General features: G+C 58.0%; 15 protein-coding genes. 9 read left to right on the forward strand and 6 right to left on the reverse strand.

Translation table 11 applies throughout. The features are described 5' to 3' along the window. Positions 1-7: 7 nt before the first annotated feature. The 4 genes from ABJ076_RS18780 to ABJ076_RS18795 form a co-directional block, all read right to left on the reverse strand. Positions 8-1,339, reverse strand: a complete 1,332-nt coding sequence (locus ABJ076_RS18780) for a TRAP transporter large permease (RefSeq protein ID WP_348192379.1) — start codon at positions 1,337-1,339, stop codon at positions 8-10. Positions 1,340-1,349: 10 nt separating this feature from the next. After that, the gene (locus ABJ076_RS18785; RefSeq protein WP_348192377.1) at positions 1,350-1,856 is read right to left on the reverse strand and encodes a TRAP transporter small permease; all 507 of its coding nucleotides are present in this window, start codon (positions 1,854-1,856) and stop codon (positions 1,350-1,352) included. 128 nt (positions 1,857-1,984) lie between these two features. Beyond that, the gene (locus ABJ076_RS18790; protein WP_348192375.1) at positions 1,985-3,139 is read right to left on the reverse strand and encodes a TRAP transporter substrate-binding protein; all 1,155 of its coding nucleotides are present in this window, start codon (positions 3,137-3,139) and stop codon (positions 1,985-1,987) included. 36 nt (positions 3,140-3,175) lie between these two features. Continuing rightward, entirely contained in the window at positions 3,176-3,379 is a 204-nt protein-coding gene (locus tag ABJ076_RS18795) for a hypothetical protein (protein WP_348192373.1), read from the reverse strand. 131 nt (positions 3,380-3,510) lie between these two features. Here ABJ076_RS18795 and ABJ076_RS18800 point away from each other — a divergent pair, with 131 nt between their 5' ends. From ABJ076_RS18800 to ABJ076_RS18830, 7 genes are all read left to right on the forward strand, one after another. Beyond that, positions 3,511-4,527: a LacI family DNA-binding transcriptional regulator gene (locus ABJ076_RS18800; RefSeq protein ID WP_348192371.1), complete on the forward strand. Its 1,017-nt coding sequence runs from the start codon at positions 3,511-3,513 to the stop codon at positions 4,525-4,527. Positions 4,528-4,984: 457 nt separating this feature from the next. Continuing rightward, positions 4,985-5,860, forward strand: coding sequence for a LysR family transcriptional regulator (locus ABJ076_RS18805; protein WP_348192369.1), 876 nt, complete (start codon positions 4,985-4,987; stop codon positions 5,858-5,860). 79 nt (positions 5,861-5,939) lie between these two features. Beyond that, the gene (locus ABJ076_RS18810) at positions 5,940-6,761 is read left to right on the forward strand and encodes a putative hydro-lyase (RefSeq protein ID WP_348192366.1); all 822 of its coding nucleotides are present in this window, start codon (positions 5,940-5,942) and stop codon (positions 6,759-6,761) included. Between the two features lie 24 nt (positions 6,762-6,785). Beyond that, a complete protein-coding gene (locus ABJ076_RS18815; protein WP_348192363.1) occupies positions 6,786-7,838 on the forward strand; it encodes a TRAP transporter substrate-binding protein in 1,053 nt (350 codons plus the stop codon). Positions 7,839-7,923: 85 nt separating this feature from the next. Continuing rightward, entirely contained in the window at positions 7,924-8,484 is a 561-nt protein-coding gene (locus ABJ076_RS18820) for a TRAP transporter small permease (RefSeq protein ID WP_348192360.1), read from the forward strand. Beyond that, positions 8,484-9,767 (forward strand): TRAP transporter large permease, encoded by a 1,284-nt coding sequence (locus ABJ076_RS18825; RefSeq protein ID WP_348192357.1) that lies wholly within the window; start codon positions 8,484-8,486, stop codon positions 9,765-9,767. The genes ABJ076_RS18820 and ABJ076_RS18825 overlap by 1 nt, the downstream gene beginning before the upstream one ends. An 81-nt stretch (positions 9,768-9,848) precedes the next feature. After that, entirely contained in the window at positions 9,849-13,415 is a 3,567-nt protein-coding gene (locus ABJ076_RS18830) for a hydantoinase B/oxoprolinase family protein (protein ID WP_348192355.1), read from the forward strand. A gap of 82 nt (positions 13,416-13,497) precedes the next feature. Here ABJ076_RS18830 and ABJ076_RS18835 read toward each other — a convergent pair whose 3' ends face one another. Beyond that, positions 13,498-13,632 carry a hypothetical protein gene (locus tag ABJ076_RS18835; RefSeq protein WP_348198786.1) on the reverse strand — a complete coding sequence of 45 codons (135 nt, stop codon included), beginning with the start codon at positions 13,630-13,632 and terminating at the stop codon, positions 13,498-13,500. A 332-nt stretch (positions 13,633-13,964) separates the two neighbouring features. After that, positions 13,965-14,807, reverse strand: a complete 843-nt coding sequence (locus ABJ076_RS18840; protein WP_348192353.1) for a MurR/RpiR family transcriptional regulator — start codon at positions 14,805-14,807, stop codon at positions 13,965-13,967. Positions 14,808-14,978: 171 nt separating this feature from the next. Between ABJ076_RS18840 and ABJ076_RS18845 the strand changes: the two genes are divergently transcribed. Continuing rightward, positions 14,979-15,890 (forward strand): NAD(P)-dependent oxidoreductase, encoded by a 912-nt coding sequence (locus ABJ076_RS18845; protein WP_348192350.1) that lies wholly within the window; start codon positions 14,979-14,981, stop codon positions 15,888-15,890. Between the two features lie 99 nt (positions 15,891-15,989). Next, the gene (locus tag ABJ076_RS18850) at positions 15,990-17,306 is read left to right on the forward strand and encodes an ABC transporter substrate-binding protein (RefSeq protein WP_348192347.1); all 1,317 of its coding nucleotides are present in this window, start codon (positions 15,990-15,992) and stop codon (positions 17,304-17,306) included. Positions 17,307-17,405: the final 99 nt, after the last annotated feature.

Raw genomic sequence — 17,405 nt, forward strand, 5'->3', positions numbered from 1 at the left:
AATCTCGCTACTTGTAGATATCGGGAAGCAAAGTGGTGGAAACCGCTGGAATGAAGGCAATCAGCAACACCACGATGAGCATGAAGAAGACGAAAGGAACGGCGCGGGAGGCGATTTTGAGGATCGACTCGCCGGTGAGCCCCGAGACCACGAACAGATTAAGTCCCAATGGGGGAGTGATGAATCCGACACCAAGCGCCGTGATCATCATGATGCAGAACTGGATTTCGTTCATGCCGATATCGTCGGCGAGCGGTTTCAGGATCGGCGCCAGGATGACGATGTTCGGCGTTGTCTCCATCACGCATCCGGCCGTGATCAGGATCACGATCATGAGAAGGGTCAGGAGGTAAGGGTTTTCAGTAAGAGAGGTGACCGCGAACACAAAACCCTGCGGAACACCAAGTGCGGCAAGGGTCTGGGCGAGCGGCAGTGAGAAGGCAATGATCGGAAGAATGACACCGTTTACCTTCGCGGAGCTGACGAGCATCTCCGGAAAGTCCGACAATTTCAGAGTCTTCAGCGCAAAGCCCAGGGCGATGGTGACGACCACCGCCGTCGCACCAGCTTCCGTCGGAGTCAGCCGGCCGGAGAAAATGCCGTAAAATATGATCCCTGGTACCAGGAACGCATACCAGCCGCTTTTAAGCGCCTTGCCAATATTTCCCAGCCATTCGCCCACAGTAATTGCACCGCCGCCTTCGTAGGCGTGGATGCGATTGACTACAATATTGGTGACCAGGATCGATACGAGGATCGCAACGCCGGGTATCACTGCCGCCTGGAACAGGGTCGAGGCGGAGATGCCGAGAACCAGACCAATGACGATATAGGCAATCGATGGTGGGATAAGGATGCCGGTACATGCCCCAGCCGCAACGAGTGCACAGGCATAGGGCCTTGGATACCCGGATTCCACCAGACGATTGATGGTCATTCGACCGACCGCTGCGGCGCCTGCGGCATCCGATCCGGAGATCGCCGAGAACATGCCGCAAACCAGAACCGTCGCTGAGCCGAAACCGCCTTTTGCCCAACAGGTCATCGCTTCCGCGACATCCAGAAATTTCCGGCTGAGACCGGTCCTGACCAGCACATCGCCAGTCAGGATAAACAAGGGAACTGCCGTCAGGGCGAAATGATCAATCCCATCGAAAAGCGACTCACCAATCAGGGAGAGCGGCAAGACCTCGGAGAGCATCAACATAGCGACAGCGGCTGCACCGATCGCGGCCCATACGGGAATACCGAGAGCGACCAGCAGGACGAACAGAAGAACAGGGCCGTAGAAATACCAGCCGAGTTCGACGGTCTGCTGCTGTACTTGATTCCAGAGCATATTTTCCTCCTCAGTCGAACAGTTGGCCGCCCTCATACACCTTGCGGCCGGCGATCAGATCCCGGACGTCGCGGATGAGAGACTGGATGAGGCGGAAAATCATGAGGGAAAACCCGAGCGGTACAGCCATCAGGAACCAGACCATCGAGACTCGCAATCCATGGCTGACAGATCCGAATTTCCAGGATGTCGCGACCGTTTCAGCAGACCAGTAAACCGCGATGCATGCCACCGCGAGCATCACCAGATCGCCGAGAATGTAGAGGAGTGCTTTTAGCCGGGGACTGACATAGTGATAAATGACATCGATGCGGATATGGGCGCGTTCACGCACCGCCGACGCGGCTCCGATCCAGGCGAGATATATGAAGGCATACCGGACAACCTCCTCCCCCCAGATCGATGAGAAAGCAAACACCTCCCGGCGCACCACCTCAACCGCCATGGTGATGACGAGCATGCTGTAGAAAAGCAGTAGCGCCCAGCGCTCCGCATTTCGATTCATAATACCAAGCATAGGACCCTCCCCTTGGCTCCGGATTCCAACAGGAACGGCGGGAGATCGAAAAGGATCTCCGGACGCTCCCGGGAAGCAGCACCGGGCGGCGATGACCGCCCGGCGACACGGTTGCGAGAAGAAGGCCTTTAAGCGTCGTGGACGTAGTGGCGGCCCATGGTTCCGGCTGCCTCAACAAGCCTATCGAACTTGTCCATTGAGCCTGCAAGCTCGACCTTATAGGGGTCCCACTCCGAACGCTGATAACCGCCGGCTTCTTGCCAGAGACTCAATTCGTCAGCGGTGGGCGAATAGAATTGCACGCCGGACTTACTAAGCTCCGCCATCGCGTAGGTTCGGGCAGAAGGAACCTTCGCCAAATTCTGAGCCGCCGTCATATCAGACGCGAAGTCGATACCGTCCTGCACGTCCTTCGGTAGCGAATTGAACCATTCAAGATTGCAGGAATAGACCTGGCTGTCCGGCACCGCCTGGGAGAACGTTACCCAGGACAGGATATCCTTGAAGCCGAACACATAAAGGGCGCCCACAGACGGATCGAGCGCATCGGCAACCCCCTGTTTGATGGCCGAAGGCGTTTCGCCCCACGCAACAGGCGTCGGGTTTGCACCGACCATGCGGTAATACTGCTGAAGCATCTTCGATCCGGGCACCCGGAACTTAACACCGTCAAGGTCCGCCGGCGTTTTGACCGGTCCCGCGCCACCCTTGCGGACAGCGACCACTCGCGGATCGATAACCACATAGAAAAGTGGCTTGAAACCTTTGGCCTCCACGCTTGGGTGGACCTCATCCTTCCAGACTTTCGAGTTCACCAGGTTCACGAAACGCTGATTGGCACCGCAGAAATACGGCATGTTAATCAGATCGACCGTCGGGGCGAACGGGGCGAAATTCGACAGAGAATGCTGTGCCGCCTGGATCGTTCCATTCTGGACCTTTGAGGCAAGCGCGCCACCAGCGCCCAATTGTCCTCCGGGTGCAAGCTTCACATAGACTTTTCCGTTGGTGGCATTCTGGATGTTTTCCTTGAGGTCCAGCTGCATGATCGGGTAACTGCGCGACGCGCCAAGAATATACGCGGTCGCGATAGTCATAATGTGATCGGCGGCCTTCTCACGGCTTCGCTCTTCTTTGGCGGTCTGTGCGACGGCCTCTGTCGAGGTCAGCGCCCCGGCGGATGCGGCGACAACTGCCGTCGTAAATCCTGCTGTTCCTGTGAGTTTCAGAAAACGGCGTCGCTCCAGCGACTTGATTTCGTTCCGCTCCTTTGAGTCACTCATTTTCGGGTCCTCCCTCTGTTCCCTTTTGTCCTGACTTTATCGTTTGGCAGGTTTGGCGGATTTTTCCGCGAGCAGGATTGCGACCACAAAAAACAAGACGGCCGTGAACAATGTCAGTGCATCGCCTACGTCGTTCAGAAATGTTGTGGAACCTGCGCCACCAAGCGCAACGTTGGAAAGGAAGATCAGGAAGACCACTGATGCGGCCACCAGCGACGCTCGCTGCCCATTTACCTTCATTCTTTCCTCCCTTTGACAGCCTCTTAACGGGCCAATCAGCGCAAATTGTAAACGCTTACATTAACAATGCAAGCGTTTACATAAGTGACATGATATCTTGCTGTTGAATCAATCACCAAAGTGTACTTTCGATGACAGTGAACAAAGCTCCAAGGATCGAGGAAGTTGCCAGAATTGCCGGAGTGTCGACTGCGACTGTATCCCGGTGCCTGAATAATCCGGACAGCGTCAGAGCCAGTACGCGGCTTACAGTCGAAGCCGCAATCAAGGAAACAGGATACACCCCGCATTTCGGTGGGCGTGCGCTCGCAATGAACCGGACGCATACGATCGGGGCGGTGATCCCGACAATGGAGAATGCCATTTTCGCCCGCGGTCTCCAGGCGGTCCAGGAGCGTTTGAGCGATAGCGGCACCACCTTGCTGCTGGCTTGCTCCAGCTACGACCCGGAGCGTGAAGCCAGCCAGATCCGAACCCTGATCCAACGCGGTGTAGACGGCCTTCTTCTTATCGGCGAGGCACGGCCGGAGAGCAGCTACGAGCTTTTGAAGATGAGGAATATTCCGGTCGTTCTTGTCTGGTGCAACGGAGAGACGACAGATCATCTCTGTATTGGTTTCGATAACAGGGAAGCAGCGCGCCGGATGGCACTTGCGGTTTGTGACTACGGACACCGTGACATCGCGATGGTGGCAGGAATCACAAGCTGGAACGATCGTGCCGCACGACGTGTCGAAGGTGTTCGTGAGGCGCTTGAATCCGTCGGTTTAACACTTGATGAAACGAACCTGATTGAAGCGGACTACACTTTGGAAGCCGGCGCACAGGCACTCCGGAAACTGATGAATGGAAGCAACCGGCCAACGGCCGTTATATGCGGAAACGATGTTCTTGCGGCGGGTGTTCTTCAGGCCGCAAAGCAAATCGGGCTCCGGGTTCCAGAAGAATTGTCGATCACCGGTTTCGACGACATCGAACTCGCATCGGTCATGGACCCGGCATTGACGACGGTACATGTCCCTCACAGACGGATGGGCTGGACTGCCGCCGACAAACTTCTTGAAATGCAATCTGGCTCAGCAGATGGAAGCAACGTTAGCTTTGCAACAGACTTAATCATTCGATCGTCACTTGCCCGCAAAAGCTAAAGCCAGTGCTGACCCCAATCATGCCGCTTCATGTCCGCTACGGTGAAGAAGCATCGCTGATCGCATGGAGTGACTGTGTCTCACGTCGCCGTGACGGTTCGGTCAGCAACCTGATCTGCTCCCGGAAATTCATCCCGCTGGGTGACCCAAAAACGGAGAGCCGTCGACAGTTAAGATTTGTCATCAAATGCATTTCAGCCCACGCTCGAACAACGTTACGAAGAGTTCTAACTCTCTGTAGGTCCGTTGCCGGGCCGCCGTGAGTGTCATGTCCAAATCTGATTGCATCGGAACGAAAATGCCGGCGTACGGAGAATTTTCCAAAACAGCGACAGACAATGGAGCACGAGGAACCACGTACTCGCTGCTTGCTCCGGCGGCGCCCCTCCAGGTGAAGCACGCCTGTGAGGAGACCGGCCCCGATCGCGTCGCGCTCCTCCTCACGGTGGGGTGAAGCGTGCGTTTCACGCTCGATCAACTCAGGGCTTTCCTGGCCGTCGCCCGTACGGGCAATGTACGCCGGGCTGCGGAGGAATTGCACCTGACTCAGCCTGCGGTAACTGCGCGCGTCAGAACACTGGAGTCAGCGCTGGGAGTGGAACTGTTTGACCGTTCTGCCTCCATGCGCACGACCAAGAACGGGGCGGCATTGTTCGGTTATGCAGAACAGTATCTGAAGCTGAACAGCCTGATCCAGCGTGATGTGGGGCGGCCGGATGGTGTGGCGTCACTCTTCAGAATTGGTGTGTCCGAGACGATCGTTCAATCGTGGCTCCCCGATTTCATAGCGGCACTTAGGGAGGAGTTTCCTCGGCTCAATGTGGAGATTGATGTCGACATTTCCCGGTCACTCCGTGAACGGCTTCTCTCTAATGCGATCGATCTCGCTCTCCTGATGGGACCGGTCTCGGATTACCGGGTCGAGAACATCGCCCTCCCCGCCTACCAGATGACCTGGCTGCGCGCACCATCGCTGGCGGTGAGTGATCCGGCCGAGGGGGCGCCGGTCATTACCTTCGCACGCGATACCCGCCCCTTTCGTTTATTGAAAGAGACGCTTCTTGAACGCTACGGAACCGGCGCTGTCATTTTCCCGTCCTCGTCGCTTTCGGCCTGCTTCCGGCTGGTTGCTGCTGGCCTCGGTATTGGCGCGCTGCCCCTTTCGCTCGCGGCGGACTATCTCGCCTCTGGTCAGGTCGAGCAATTCGATCCAGGATGGATACCCGCGCCACTGAACTTCACCGCCTCATATCTTGCCACGCCGGAGGCGGTTGTAAGTGGCCGCGCGGCTGAGATCGCACAGAGGATCGCGGTTGCTTATGATAAAAAATAGTGATCAAAATCGTATAAAATTACTAATTTGAACCTGATCGACTGTGCTGCTTACTGTTTCTCCCATAGAGGGAGAACTCATGAACAAGCAGCGCGAAAATGAGAATTTTCCATATCAGGATCTTACCGGCCGGGACGTTGCATCCGTACGGTCGGAGATCCGATCAGGTAATTATCGCGATCATACTGCCGGGCTCGCTGCTGGAAAACTCCAAGTCAATCTCGCGATCCTGCCTGCTGACCTGGCGGCGGATTTTGAAGCTTTCTGTCGTAAGAACCCTCAGCCCTGCCCTCTGGTAGGGATGACGGAACCCGGTAACCCGCATTGGCCCGCGCTGGGCGAGATCGATGTCCGAACCGATACCCCATCATACAACATCTACCGCGACGGCACGCTGATCGAGTCGGTGCCAGATCTGAATGAAGTCTGGCGTGACGACCTTGTAGCCTTTGCGATCGGCTGTTCTTTCACCTTTGAGACCGCGCTGATCGCAGCGGGTGTTCCGATGGCACACATTAACGCCGACAAGACGGTGCCGATGTACCGCACGACCATCGAAACAGTCCCCGCAGGTCCTTTTGATTGTGGAATGGTTGTATCGCTCCGCTATGTGTCGCCGGAACAAGTCGATCTGGCGCGGGAGATCACCGCCCGATTTCCGTGGGCGCACGGCGCGCCGGTCCATATCGGAGATCCGGCCGAGATTGGCATCAAGGACGTCCAAACGCCCGACTGGGGTGATCCACCGGTCACGACCGATGGCGTCCCGATGTTCTGGGCTTGCGGGGTGACCCCCCAGAACGCGCTCGCGGAAGCCCGCCCGCCAATTTGTATCACCCATACTCCAGGGAGGATGCTGATCACGGATATCGACGACCAGACCAACAGTTTCATCGCTTAAAAATCAAAAAACAGGGAGAAAAAAATGAAAAACCTAACCGCTTTGGCGGCAGCTTTCGCTGTCACACTGGGCGTTGCCGCTTCCGGACCGGCAAAAGCCGACGGCCCGTCGGTCATCAAGGCCGTGGGAACCTGGGGAAGCCTGACAAACTATCAAAAACACGAGGGCCCGTTCTGGAATGAGCGCATTGCCAAAGCATCTGGCGGGTCGATTATCGGAGAGATCAAGCCCCAGACCGAACTTGGTCTGAAAGGCTTCGAGATCATGCGCCTGGTAAAGAACGGCGTCTTCGATTTCGCCTTCGGACTTCCGGGGTATGTGGCGGCAGAGAATGCCGTGTTCGAGGGCGCTGACCTTTCTTCTGTGACCCAGGACATCGAGACCGAACGGAGCGTGGCAAAAGCCTATTTCCCTATCCTCGAGAAAGCCTTTGCAGATATTTATAACGCAAAGCTTCTGATGCTCTATCCGTTCCCCAGCCAGATGCTCTGGTGCAACGCCGAAGTGAACGGGATCAAGGATCTGAAGGGCAAGAAGATCCGGGTCTACTCCACCACGCTCGGCGATTTTGTAGAGGGTGTCGGCGGCACCTCCGTGACCGTGCCTTTTGCGGAAGTCGTCCCTGCGCTGGAGAAAGGTGTCGTGGATTGCGGCATCACCGGAACCATGCCTGCCTACAAGGCTAAATGGCATCAGGTTGCGACCCACGCCTATACGCTGCGGGTTGGCTGGGGCCTTGCCTTCGGTGCCATGAACATGAACAAGTGGAATGCTCTGGGCGCCGAGAAGCAAGCCCTTCTGCAAAGGGAGCTTGCTATCCTGAACGATCAGATGTGGACCGAGACGGCGACCCAGGATGACGTCGCAGTCAGCTGCATCACCGGCGGAAAATGCGACATAGGCGAGCCGGGCGGTATGACACTGGTCAAACCGTCAGCCGAGGATCTCGCCCTGCGAGACAGCATCGCGACCGATGTCGTCCTTGCCCGCTGGGCGGACCGCTGCGGCGCGGAGTGTGCGGCGGACTGGAACAATACCGTCGGCAAGATTCTCGGGCTGACGGCAAAAACACAGTAAGCTGGGTTTCACCGGCGCCGGATAAAACCCGGCGCCGGTTGACCTGCAAAGACCGGCACTGGTTCAAATATCGAGGAGTTTCCACATGCTTGGCATGATTGATGCCGCGCACAGGCTGTCCCGTTGGCTTGTATGGCTCGGTGGCGCACTGATCCTGGGGTCAGCATTTCTCGTTACCCTGGAAGTCGTCCTGCGGAAGCTCTTCAACACATCGCTCGCCGGTGCCGATGAAATCTCCGGCTATGCTTTCGGCGTTGCAACCTCCCTCGGCCTCGCCTTCGCACTTTTCGAACGCGCACATATACGGGTCGATGCGCTCTTCCTGATCCTTCCGCGGCCGCTAAGAATGTTTCTGAATTTCTTCGGCCTCGCCCTGCTTATCGGTTTTGCCGTGATCGTCACCTGGATGGCCTGGGGGCTTGTTGCCGACACGCTGCAACATGGTTCACGGTCGATCACGCCAATGCGCACACCGCTTGCCATCCCGCAAATTCCCTGGCTCGCAGGCTGGATATTCTTCGTCGCCTGCGGCGCACTGCTCTTCGTTGGAATGTTGTTCTCCACGCTCACCGGCAATATGGCCGAAGCGGATCGGCGGATCGGCGTGAAGACCCTGGACGAACAGATCAAAGACGAGACAGCGTGATGCTCACCAAAACCCTTCTGATCCTTCTGGGTCTCATCGCCCTTGCCGTTCCTGTCGCCGCCGCGCTCGGCTGGCTCGGTCTCACATTGCAGTATCTCGAAAGCCCTATGCCGCTGCACCGAGCGCTTGGCGACATGGTCTGGCAAACAGGCACCGATTTCCTGCTGGTCGCGATCCCCATGTTCATTCTTCTTGGCGAGATCCTGCTGCGCTCCGGCATCGCTGCCAGGATGTATGCGGGCATCGTCACCTGGCTCGGCTGGTTGCCGGGCGGGTTGATGCACGCCAACACAGGCTCCTGCGCCCTTTTTGCCGCGACGTCCGGCTCCTCTGTCGCAACAGCGGCAACCATCGGTACCGTCGCTATCCCGGAGATCGAGAAGCGCGGTTATAACGAGCGGATCTTTCTTGGAACCATCGCCGCCGGCGGCACGCTCGGCATTCTCATCCCCCCCTCCATCAACCTGATACTTTTCGGTCTGCTGACGGACACCTCCGTACCGGAGCTCTATCTCGCAGGCTTCATCCCGGGGTTCCTGCTTGCCGCACTCTTCATGGTCACTGTGGTCGTGCTCTGCATCGCGAAACCCGCCTGGGGCGGTGAGCCGGTAGTCTCGACATGGGCGGAACGGTTCGCGGCTCTCCCCTCTCTCTTGCCGCCGATCGGCATTTTCCTGGTCGTCGTCGGTTCAATCTACGCCGGCATCGCGACGCCGACGGAAGCCGCTGCACTTGGCGTCGTCGCCGCGCTGGGGCTCTCTTGGGCGAACGGCTCGCTATCGCTGGATATGATCCGGGCAGCAGTCGAGGGCACCATGCGGACAACCTCGATGATCCTGCTGATCATCCTTGCCGCAGTTTTCCTGAACTTTGTTTTGTCCGTGATCGGCCTCACTCAAGCGCTCGCGGATTTCGTCACGGGGCTCGGTCTCTCGCCGATGCAAACGATGCTGATGCTGATCGCGGTTCTGATCGTCGTCGGCTGCTTTATGGAGACGCTTTCCATGCTTCTCACCGTGGCGCCTCTGATCACGCCGATCGTCATTTCGCTCGGGTTCGACCCTGTCTGGTTCGGGATTCTGCTCATGGTCTTGCTTGAAACCGCACTCATCACGCCGCCGATCGGCATTAATCTTTATGTGGTTCAGGGCGTGCGCGAACGCGGTGAGTTGACCGACGTCATGATTGGAGCAGCACCTTTTGTCTTGACGATGTTTGCGATGATCGCTGTGCTGTTGATCTTTCCAGATGTTGCACTCTGGCTCCCAAGCCTCTTCTATTAGGCTGAGTGTTCTACTCAGCGATCATCAGGCACTAAAAATCTTTGGAATGCTGCGCCCCGGGCGCAATGGAGAAAATTTGTCATGTGGCAATTCTGGGTCGACCGTGGTGGCACCTTCACTGATATCGTAGCTCGTCGTCCGGACGGTGCGCTGGATACGCACAAGCTTTTGTCCGAAAATCCCGAGCGCTACCGTGATGCCGCAGTACAGGGGATCCGGGAATTGCTGGGGTTGGCAGACGGCGCAGCCGTGCCGGCGGGGACTATCGACTCCGTGAAGATGGGGACCACGGTTGCCACAAACGCTCTTCTGGAACGCAAGGGCGACCGCACTCTGCTCCTGATCACCGAGGGGTTCGGCGACCTCCTTCGCATCGGCCATCAGGCCCGCCCACGGATCTTCGATCTTCAGATCACCCTGCCGGAACTTCTTTACGAGCGGGTTGCGGAAGTCCATGAGCGACTGGACGCCGACGGCGAGACCGTAACGCCGCTTGACGAGGACAGCGTACGCACCGTGCTCAGGAAAGCGAAGGAAGACGGCATCGACAGTGTCGCTATTGCCTTCATGCATAGCTATCTCAACCCGGCTCACGAAGCGCGTGTCGCGGCAATCGCTGCCGAGGAAGGCTTCGGCCAGATCAGCGCGTCACACCAGACATCGCCGCTGATGAAACTTGTCCCGCGCGGCGACACCGCAGTGGTCGATGCCTATCTCTCACCGATCCTGCGGCGGTATGTGAATCAGGTCTCAGATGCGCTCGGGGGCGAGGGACGCCTGATGTTCATGCAGTCCAATGGCGGGCTCACGGACGCTACCCTGTTCCAGGGCAAGGATGCGATCCTGTCCGGGCCAGCCGGAGGCGTCGTCGGAATGGTGAAAACCGGGGAGCTTGCCGGTTATGACCGTCTGATCGGGTTCGACATGGGCGGCACATCAACGGATGTCTGCCACTATGCAGGCACGTACGAGCGATCTTTTGAAACCGAAGTCGCCGGCGTCCGCATGCGGGCCCCAATGATGAACATTCATACGGTCGCCGCCGGCGGTGGATCGATCCTGCATTTCCGGGACGGGCGCTTCCAGGTCGGTCCCGACAGCGCCGGCGCCGATCCAGGACCAGCCTGCTACCGGCGCGGCGGGCCGCTGACGGTGACTGACTGCAATGTCATGCTCGGCAAGCTGCAGCCTTCACATTTTCCAGCAGTCTTCGGGCCAAATGCAGATCAGCCGCTGGATGCAGCTGTCGTACGGGGGAAATTCGAAGTACTTGCGCGCGAGATCGCCGAGGAGACGGGCGATCCCGTCCGGTCGCCGGAGGACCTTGCCGAGGGTTTCCTGCGGATTGCTGTCGAAAACATGGCAAACGCGATCAAGAAGATCAGCGTGCAGCGCGGCTATGACGTTACGAAATACGTGCTGCAATGCTTCGGCGGCGCAGGCGGTCAGCATGCCTGTGCGGTCGCGGATGCTCTTGGCATGGAGACCGTCTTCGTACACCCCTTCGCCGGGGTGCTTTCGGCATATGGCATGGGACTGGCGGAAATCAGAGCCCTGCGCGAACGTCAATTCGATGCACCAATTTCATCGGTCGCAGGCGCAGAACAAGTCTTGCAGGAGGCGGCTGCCGAAGCTATCGCCGAAGTAGAAGGTCAAGGCGTCTCCCCGACGGAAATCCGCGTCGAGCGGCGTGCGCATCTACGCTATCGCGGCTCGCACCAGGCGCTGGAAGTGCCGTTCGGAGACGAGGCAGCGTTACGCGCCGGGTTCGAAGTCGCGCACCGGGCCCGTTTTGGCTTTGCTGCCGGAGAACGGGAGTTGGTGTTCGAGGCGCTCGCCGTCGAGGCTGTTGGCGGTGCGGCGGAAATAAGCGCTGAGGCGATCTCTGCTGGCGAGGGATCGCCCCCCGCTATTGATCACATCGACAGCCATTTCGGCGGGACGAATACGCCGCTCTATGACAGGGAAAGCATGTCATTCGGGCAAACCGTCGACGGGCCGGCAATCATCAAGGAGCCAACCGGCACCAATGTGATCGAACGAGGTTGGCAGGCAAAAGTCGATAAATGGGGACATCTGATCCTCACACGAACGGTTCCAATGGAACGGGCGGAGGCCGTTGGTTCGAACGCCGATCCGGTGATGCTTGAAGTGTTCAACAACCTCTTCATGTCCATTGCCGAGCAAATGGGCGCGACGCTGGCAAACACGGCATATTCCGTGAACATCAAAGAACGGCTCGATTTCTCCTGCGCCCTGTTCGCGCCGGATGGCGGGCTGGTCGCGAACGCGCCGCACGTGCCGGTGCATTTGGGCTCGATGTCGGAATCAATCCGCACGGTGATCCGTCTCAATCCGGATATGAAGGAAGGCGACGTCTACGTGCTCAATGCCCCGTTCAACGGCGGCACGCACCTTCCGGATGTAACCGTCGTCACACCGGTCTTCGACGGCGGCAAACCGATTTTCTATGTCGCGTCACGCGGTCACCATGCGGATATCGGCGGCAAAACGCCTGGCTCCGCTCCGCCCGACAGCCGTCATATCGAGGAAGAAGGCGTCCTCATTGACAATTTCAAGATGATTGACGGGGGTCGGTTCCGGGAGGCGGAAACACGGTCGCTGCTTGCATCCGGTGCCTACCCTTGCCGGAACATCAACGAGAACATGGCCGATCTCGCGGCTCAGGTAGCGGCGAACGAGACCGGCGCCCGGGAAGTTGCGAAGATGATCGGGCAGTTCGGACTGGAAACCGTGCATGCCTATATGGGGCACGTGCAAGACAATGCCGAGGAATGCGTCCGACGCGTGATCGACGCCCTGAAAGACGGGTCTGTCGACTATGAACTCGATAACGGTGAATTTATCCGTGTCGCCGTTCGGGTCAATCATGAGCAACGCACGGCGGAGATCGATTTCACCGGCACGGCGTCGAACGCATTGAACTATAACGCGCCGCTCTCCGTGTGCCATGCCGTCGTGCTCTATGTCTTCCGAACTCTGGTCGGCGCACCGATCCCGTTGAATGAAGGTTGCTTCAAGCCATTGAAGATCGTCGCCCCGGAAGGCTCGATGGTGAATGCGCGCTATCCCTCAGCGGTAATCGCCGGAAACACCGAAGTCAGCCAGCTTGCCTGCAATGCCCTGATGGCGGCACTCGGCGCGATGGCGGGCTCCCAGGCCACTATGAACAACTATGTCTGGGGCAACGACCGCATTCAGAATTATGAGACGATCTGCGGCGGCACCGGCGCCGGCCCGGGCTTCGACGGCTGTTCTGCCGTGCAGACGCACATGACCAACACGCGGGGAACCGATCCAGAAGTACTCGAACATCGTTTCCCCGTCAGGCTTGAGGAGTGGTCGATCCGGCGCGGCTCAGGCGGGAACGGACGCTGGCGCGGCGGCGATGGTATCACCCGAAAGATGCGGTTCTTCGAGGATATGACAGTGACGACGCTCGGCTCACACCGCCGCGTTCCGCCCTTCGCGGGGCCAGATGCCATGCCCGGCGAGGTTGGACGGGAATGGATCATCCGCGCGGACGGTACTCTGGTCGATCATGCAGGTAACGACCAGAACGACATCCATGCTGGCGACCTGTTCATCATGCAGACCCCATCGGGCGGCGGATGGGGTCGTTCATAATGTAGGGTGTTACCTAATCTGGTTTGCTGTCTTCAGAACAAACGGCAGGAGGTCTCGGCACCATCTGAAAGGCGTTGGGTTTCTAGCTCTGCCGGATACGGGCCTTCGTCGTGTTCCTGCTGTTAAGGCGCACCGAGGTGGAATCTGCCCCCTCTTCACCTCGCGCACGCCCTGGCAGGAGCACGATGCCTTCGTCGCCCGGACCAATTCGGCTCATTTCCGATAGGCCACCAATGCGGACAACGCCAATCGGATATTGCTTTATCAGGGCAACCCTCAGTTCATGGAATTCGAGACGGTGCAGGAGTTCTGAGCTGAGCTTAGCTTTGGATGCCTGGGGCGCTGGTCCACACTCGCTGGCGATCTAGACCTGTCTTGAATGACAGAATTTGAGATACCAACTTCCGACCCAAAGCGGTCGTCCGCGCATTTACAATTAGGCGACAATCCAACTTGGTTGTGATCCTGCGCTGTAAGAGGCCAACTTAGTTGCGCCTCTTCGCGTCGCATGGGCCTTAAGCGCTGATTCTGAAGACGTGATAGTGCGCCCTACTCAAGATTGTCTCGATAATAGCCAAGAGCGACGATCAGGCTCTGAACCAGTGTGATTGCGCCGGCGATCGGGCGGAAGCGATGGATTTCGGCATCGTCTACGGTGAAATAGACTGACCCGTGGCGGGCGAGCGGGCTGGTGTCGGTGTCGGTTATGGTCAGGGTCGGAATCCCACGAATATGGGCATCCCGCACAACTTCAACGACGGCGGGTGCATATTCTGCGAAGGAGATTGCGACAAGCAAGTCCGTTGGCCGCAGAGTCGCGACTTGCTGCGGGACCATGCCACCAACGGCATCGAGCAAATTACACCGGTATTCGAGCCGGGTGAGGCCATAAGCGATATAGGCCGCGATCGGAAAGGCACGACGTTGGCCGATGACGTAAACCGTGTCGGCGTTGTGAAGCATCTCAATCGCAGTGCGGAGGCTTTCCGCCGGCACGGTCTCGCGGAGCCGGTCCAGGCAGAGTTCGGAAGCCTCTGTGAAAGCATTCAGGATTGCTTTCGGATCGTCCCCCGCAAGGGATTCCAGTTTTTCCCGATGCTCGTAAATAGTCTCACGCGAAACCGGAGCCCCTTCGATCAGCCGAAGCTTGAAGACCTTTTGCATGTTCGAGAAGCCGGAATACCCGAACTCCTTTGCAAAGCGCACCAAGGTAGAGGGCTGCACGCTGATACGGTCCGCGAGCACCGCGATTGTTTCCAACGCGAACCCGTTGGGATCCTCAAGGGCCCGTCCGGCGATCTTCTGCAGATGGGGGCTGAGATTGTCGTAACGCGACTGGATCGCGTGTCGCAACCGGTCGAAAGATTCGGGTGCCGTGTCCGTCTCGGCCAAACGCATTGCCTCCTAAAGAACTGATTTCACTCATATCGCGTTGAGCCTATTTCATCAACGGGAATGAAAATTTATTCATCCATAAAAAGAACGAAAATTCATTCTTGACAAAATCATCAAAAATTTATGCAATTAGAAAAATTCGAATAAAAATTCTAGTTATGGGGTGTCATGGAAAATCTCGATAGAAAGATTGGTTTCGTCGGTCTCGGCCTGATGGGGCGGGGAATGTCGGAGAATCTCGTTCGTAAAGGGTTTTCACTCTCTGTTCTCGGTCACCGCAAACGCGACAATATTGAAGCTCTCAAGGCACTGGGCGCCGAAGAGGCCCAAAGCGCAAAAGCACTTGCAGCCAACGCTGATGTGGTTGTGCTCTGCGTCACTGGAACGCCGCAGGTAGAAGAGGTCCTCTTTGGTACGGACGGTATTCTCGCCGGGGCGCGAGAGGGGCTGTTGGTCATCGATTGTTCGACCAGCGAGCCTGATTCCACATTGGCGAATGCGGAGAAACTTGCCGGTAAAGGCGCCGTACTGGTCGATGCACCGCTTGCGCGAACCCCGAAGGAAGCAGCCGAAGGCCGGCTCAACTCGATGGTCGGCGCGGCGGACGAGGATTTTCTTCGCACGCGCCCGATTCTTGAGGCCTTCTGCGAAAACATATTTCATATGGGGCCCGTCGGCGCCGGGCATAAAGCCAAACTCCTGAACAATTACATCACTATGGGACAGGCGGCGATGATCGCGGAAACGATGCATGCCTGCCGGGCCTGCGGCGTGCCGATGGATCGCTTCTTCGAGCTTGTATCCGCCGGCGGCGGGAACAGCGGCATTTTCCAGATGGTCGCTGGCTCAATCCTGAATGGTGACATGGACGGGCTGAATTTCGCGATCCGCAATGCCGCCAAGGACCTCTCTTACTACAGCCGCATGCGTGTTGGCGCCGACCTTGACCCCGGTATCGGAGGGCAGGTTTCCGCACGCTACGACGAGGCCCGCGATCAAGGCTTTGGCGATCGCACGGTCGGTCATCTCTTCGCATACGAGGATACCCGGACAGCCACCGCCCAAAAGCGCGGCGATTAGAAAAAAGTCCGGGCCTTAGTCTGATCGTGTCCCGCAAAGGGGCAACGAAATGCGCCCAGAAAGAGCGCGAAAATAAAAATCAAACGGGAGGAACAAAAAATGACAGAGAAGAAGATCCCGAACGGGACGACACTCAGCAAGGTCACACGCCGGAGTTTTCTCGGCGGCGCGGCCGCCATCGGTGCCAGCTCGGCTTTCATGGGGCCGTGGAAGCACAACCGCGTCTATGCTGCGGCATCCGACAAGCCGATCAAGATCGGCCTGACCCATGATGCCAGCGGTCAGTTCGCAAACTCCGGCCAGGCGGAGAAGCGCGGCACGATCATGGCGATTGATGAAGCAAACGAAGCCGGCGGCATCCTCGGGCGCAAGATCGAATATGTCTGGATGGACACGGAAACCAATCCGCAGACCGGAACCCGTGTTGCCGAACGCATGATCACGCGCGAGAACGCCCATTTCCTCATTGGCGCGATCCAGTCCGGAACCGCCAATGCTATCAGCCAGGTGGCCCAAAAATACGGCTGCATCTACTTCAATACCAATTCAAGCTCGCCCACAGAGTCAGGCAAGAACTGCCACCGGGTTAAGTTTGTCTGGGACGGCAATGGCGAGAATTTCAGCCGTGCCGCCGCCAACAACGCGATCAATGCTTTCGGCAAGAACTGGCTGCTGATCTACAACGACTATGTCTGGGGCCAGAACACAAACGCCGCGACCAAGAAGGTTGCAACAGGTTATGGCGCGACGGTCATGGACGAGATCGCGGTTCCTGTCGGAACCCGTGACTGGTCGAGCATTCTGTTGAAGATCCAGCAGGCCAAGCCCGACGTGGTGGCGGCAGCGGTTGGCGGAGACGACTTCAAGGTCATGCGGCAGCAGGTCCGCGACATGGGTCTCGACGGCAAACCGGCCTGGATCAACAACCAGCAGGACTGGCCCGATATCTTCGGTCTAGGGACGGATGCTGCGTTCGGCGTGTTCGGCACGACCTGGTACCATTATCTGGACCTCCCGGGCGTCGCCGACTTCGTGAAGCGATATCAGTCGCGGTACGAAACCACGCGGATCACCATGCCCGGCAACGTGACCTATAACGGGTATGTCGCCATGCGCGAACTCTTGCGGGTGACCGAGGAGGTCGGCTCGACCGACAACATCAAGATCATCAAGGCACTCGAAGGCCGCACCATGAGTGCCAAGGACCGGATGCAACATCATGATGCGGTGATCGATCCAACCTCGCATCAAGTGCAGCAGACGATCTATCTAGCCGAAGGCAACCGCAATCCGCGTGACGACACGGATTACTTCAAGATCCTGAGCAACTCCGATCCGGTGTCAATCCGCGCCGATGCAAACGCAACCTGCGGGCTCGAAGCCTACGCGGACACGCCGAACTACGATCAGGGCTGAACCGCAACCTCGACCGGTTTACTGATCCCTGTCCCGCGGGCGTGGCGGCCTATCAGCTGCCATGTCCGCGGATATTTTCCGAACTGACGACCGGCCATC

The organism is Nisaea sp., assembly GCF_039990255.1.
In the GTDB taxonomy this organism is placed as follows: domain Bacteria; phylum Pseudomonadota; class Alphaproteobacteria; order Thalassobaculales; family Thalassobaculaceae; genus Nisaea.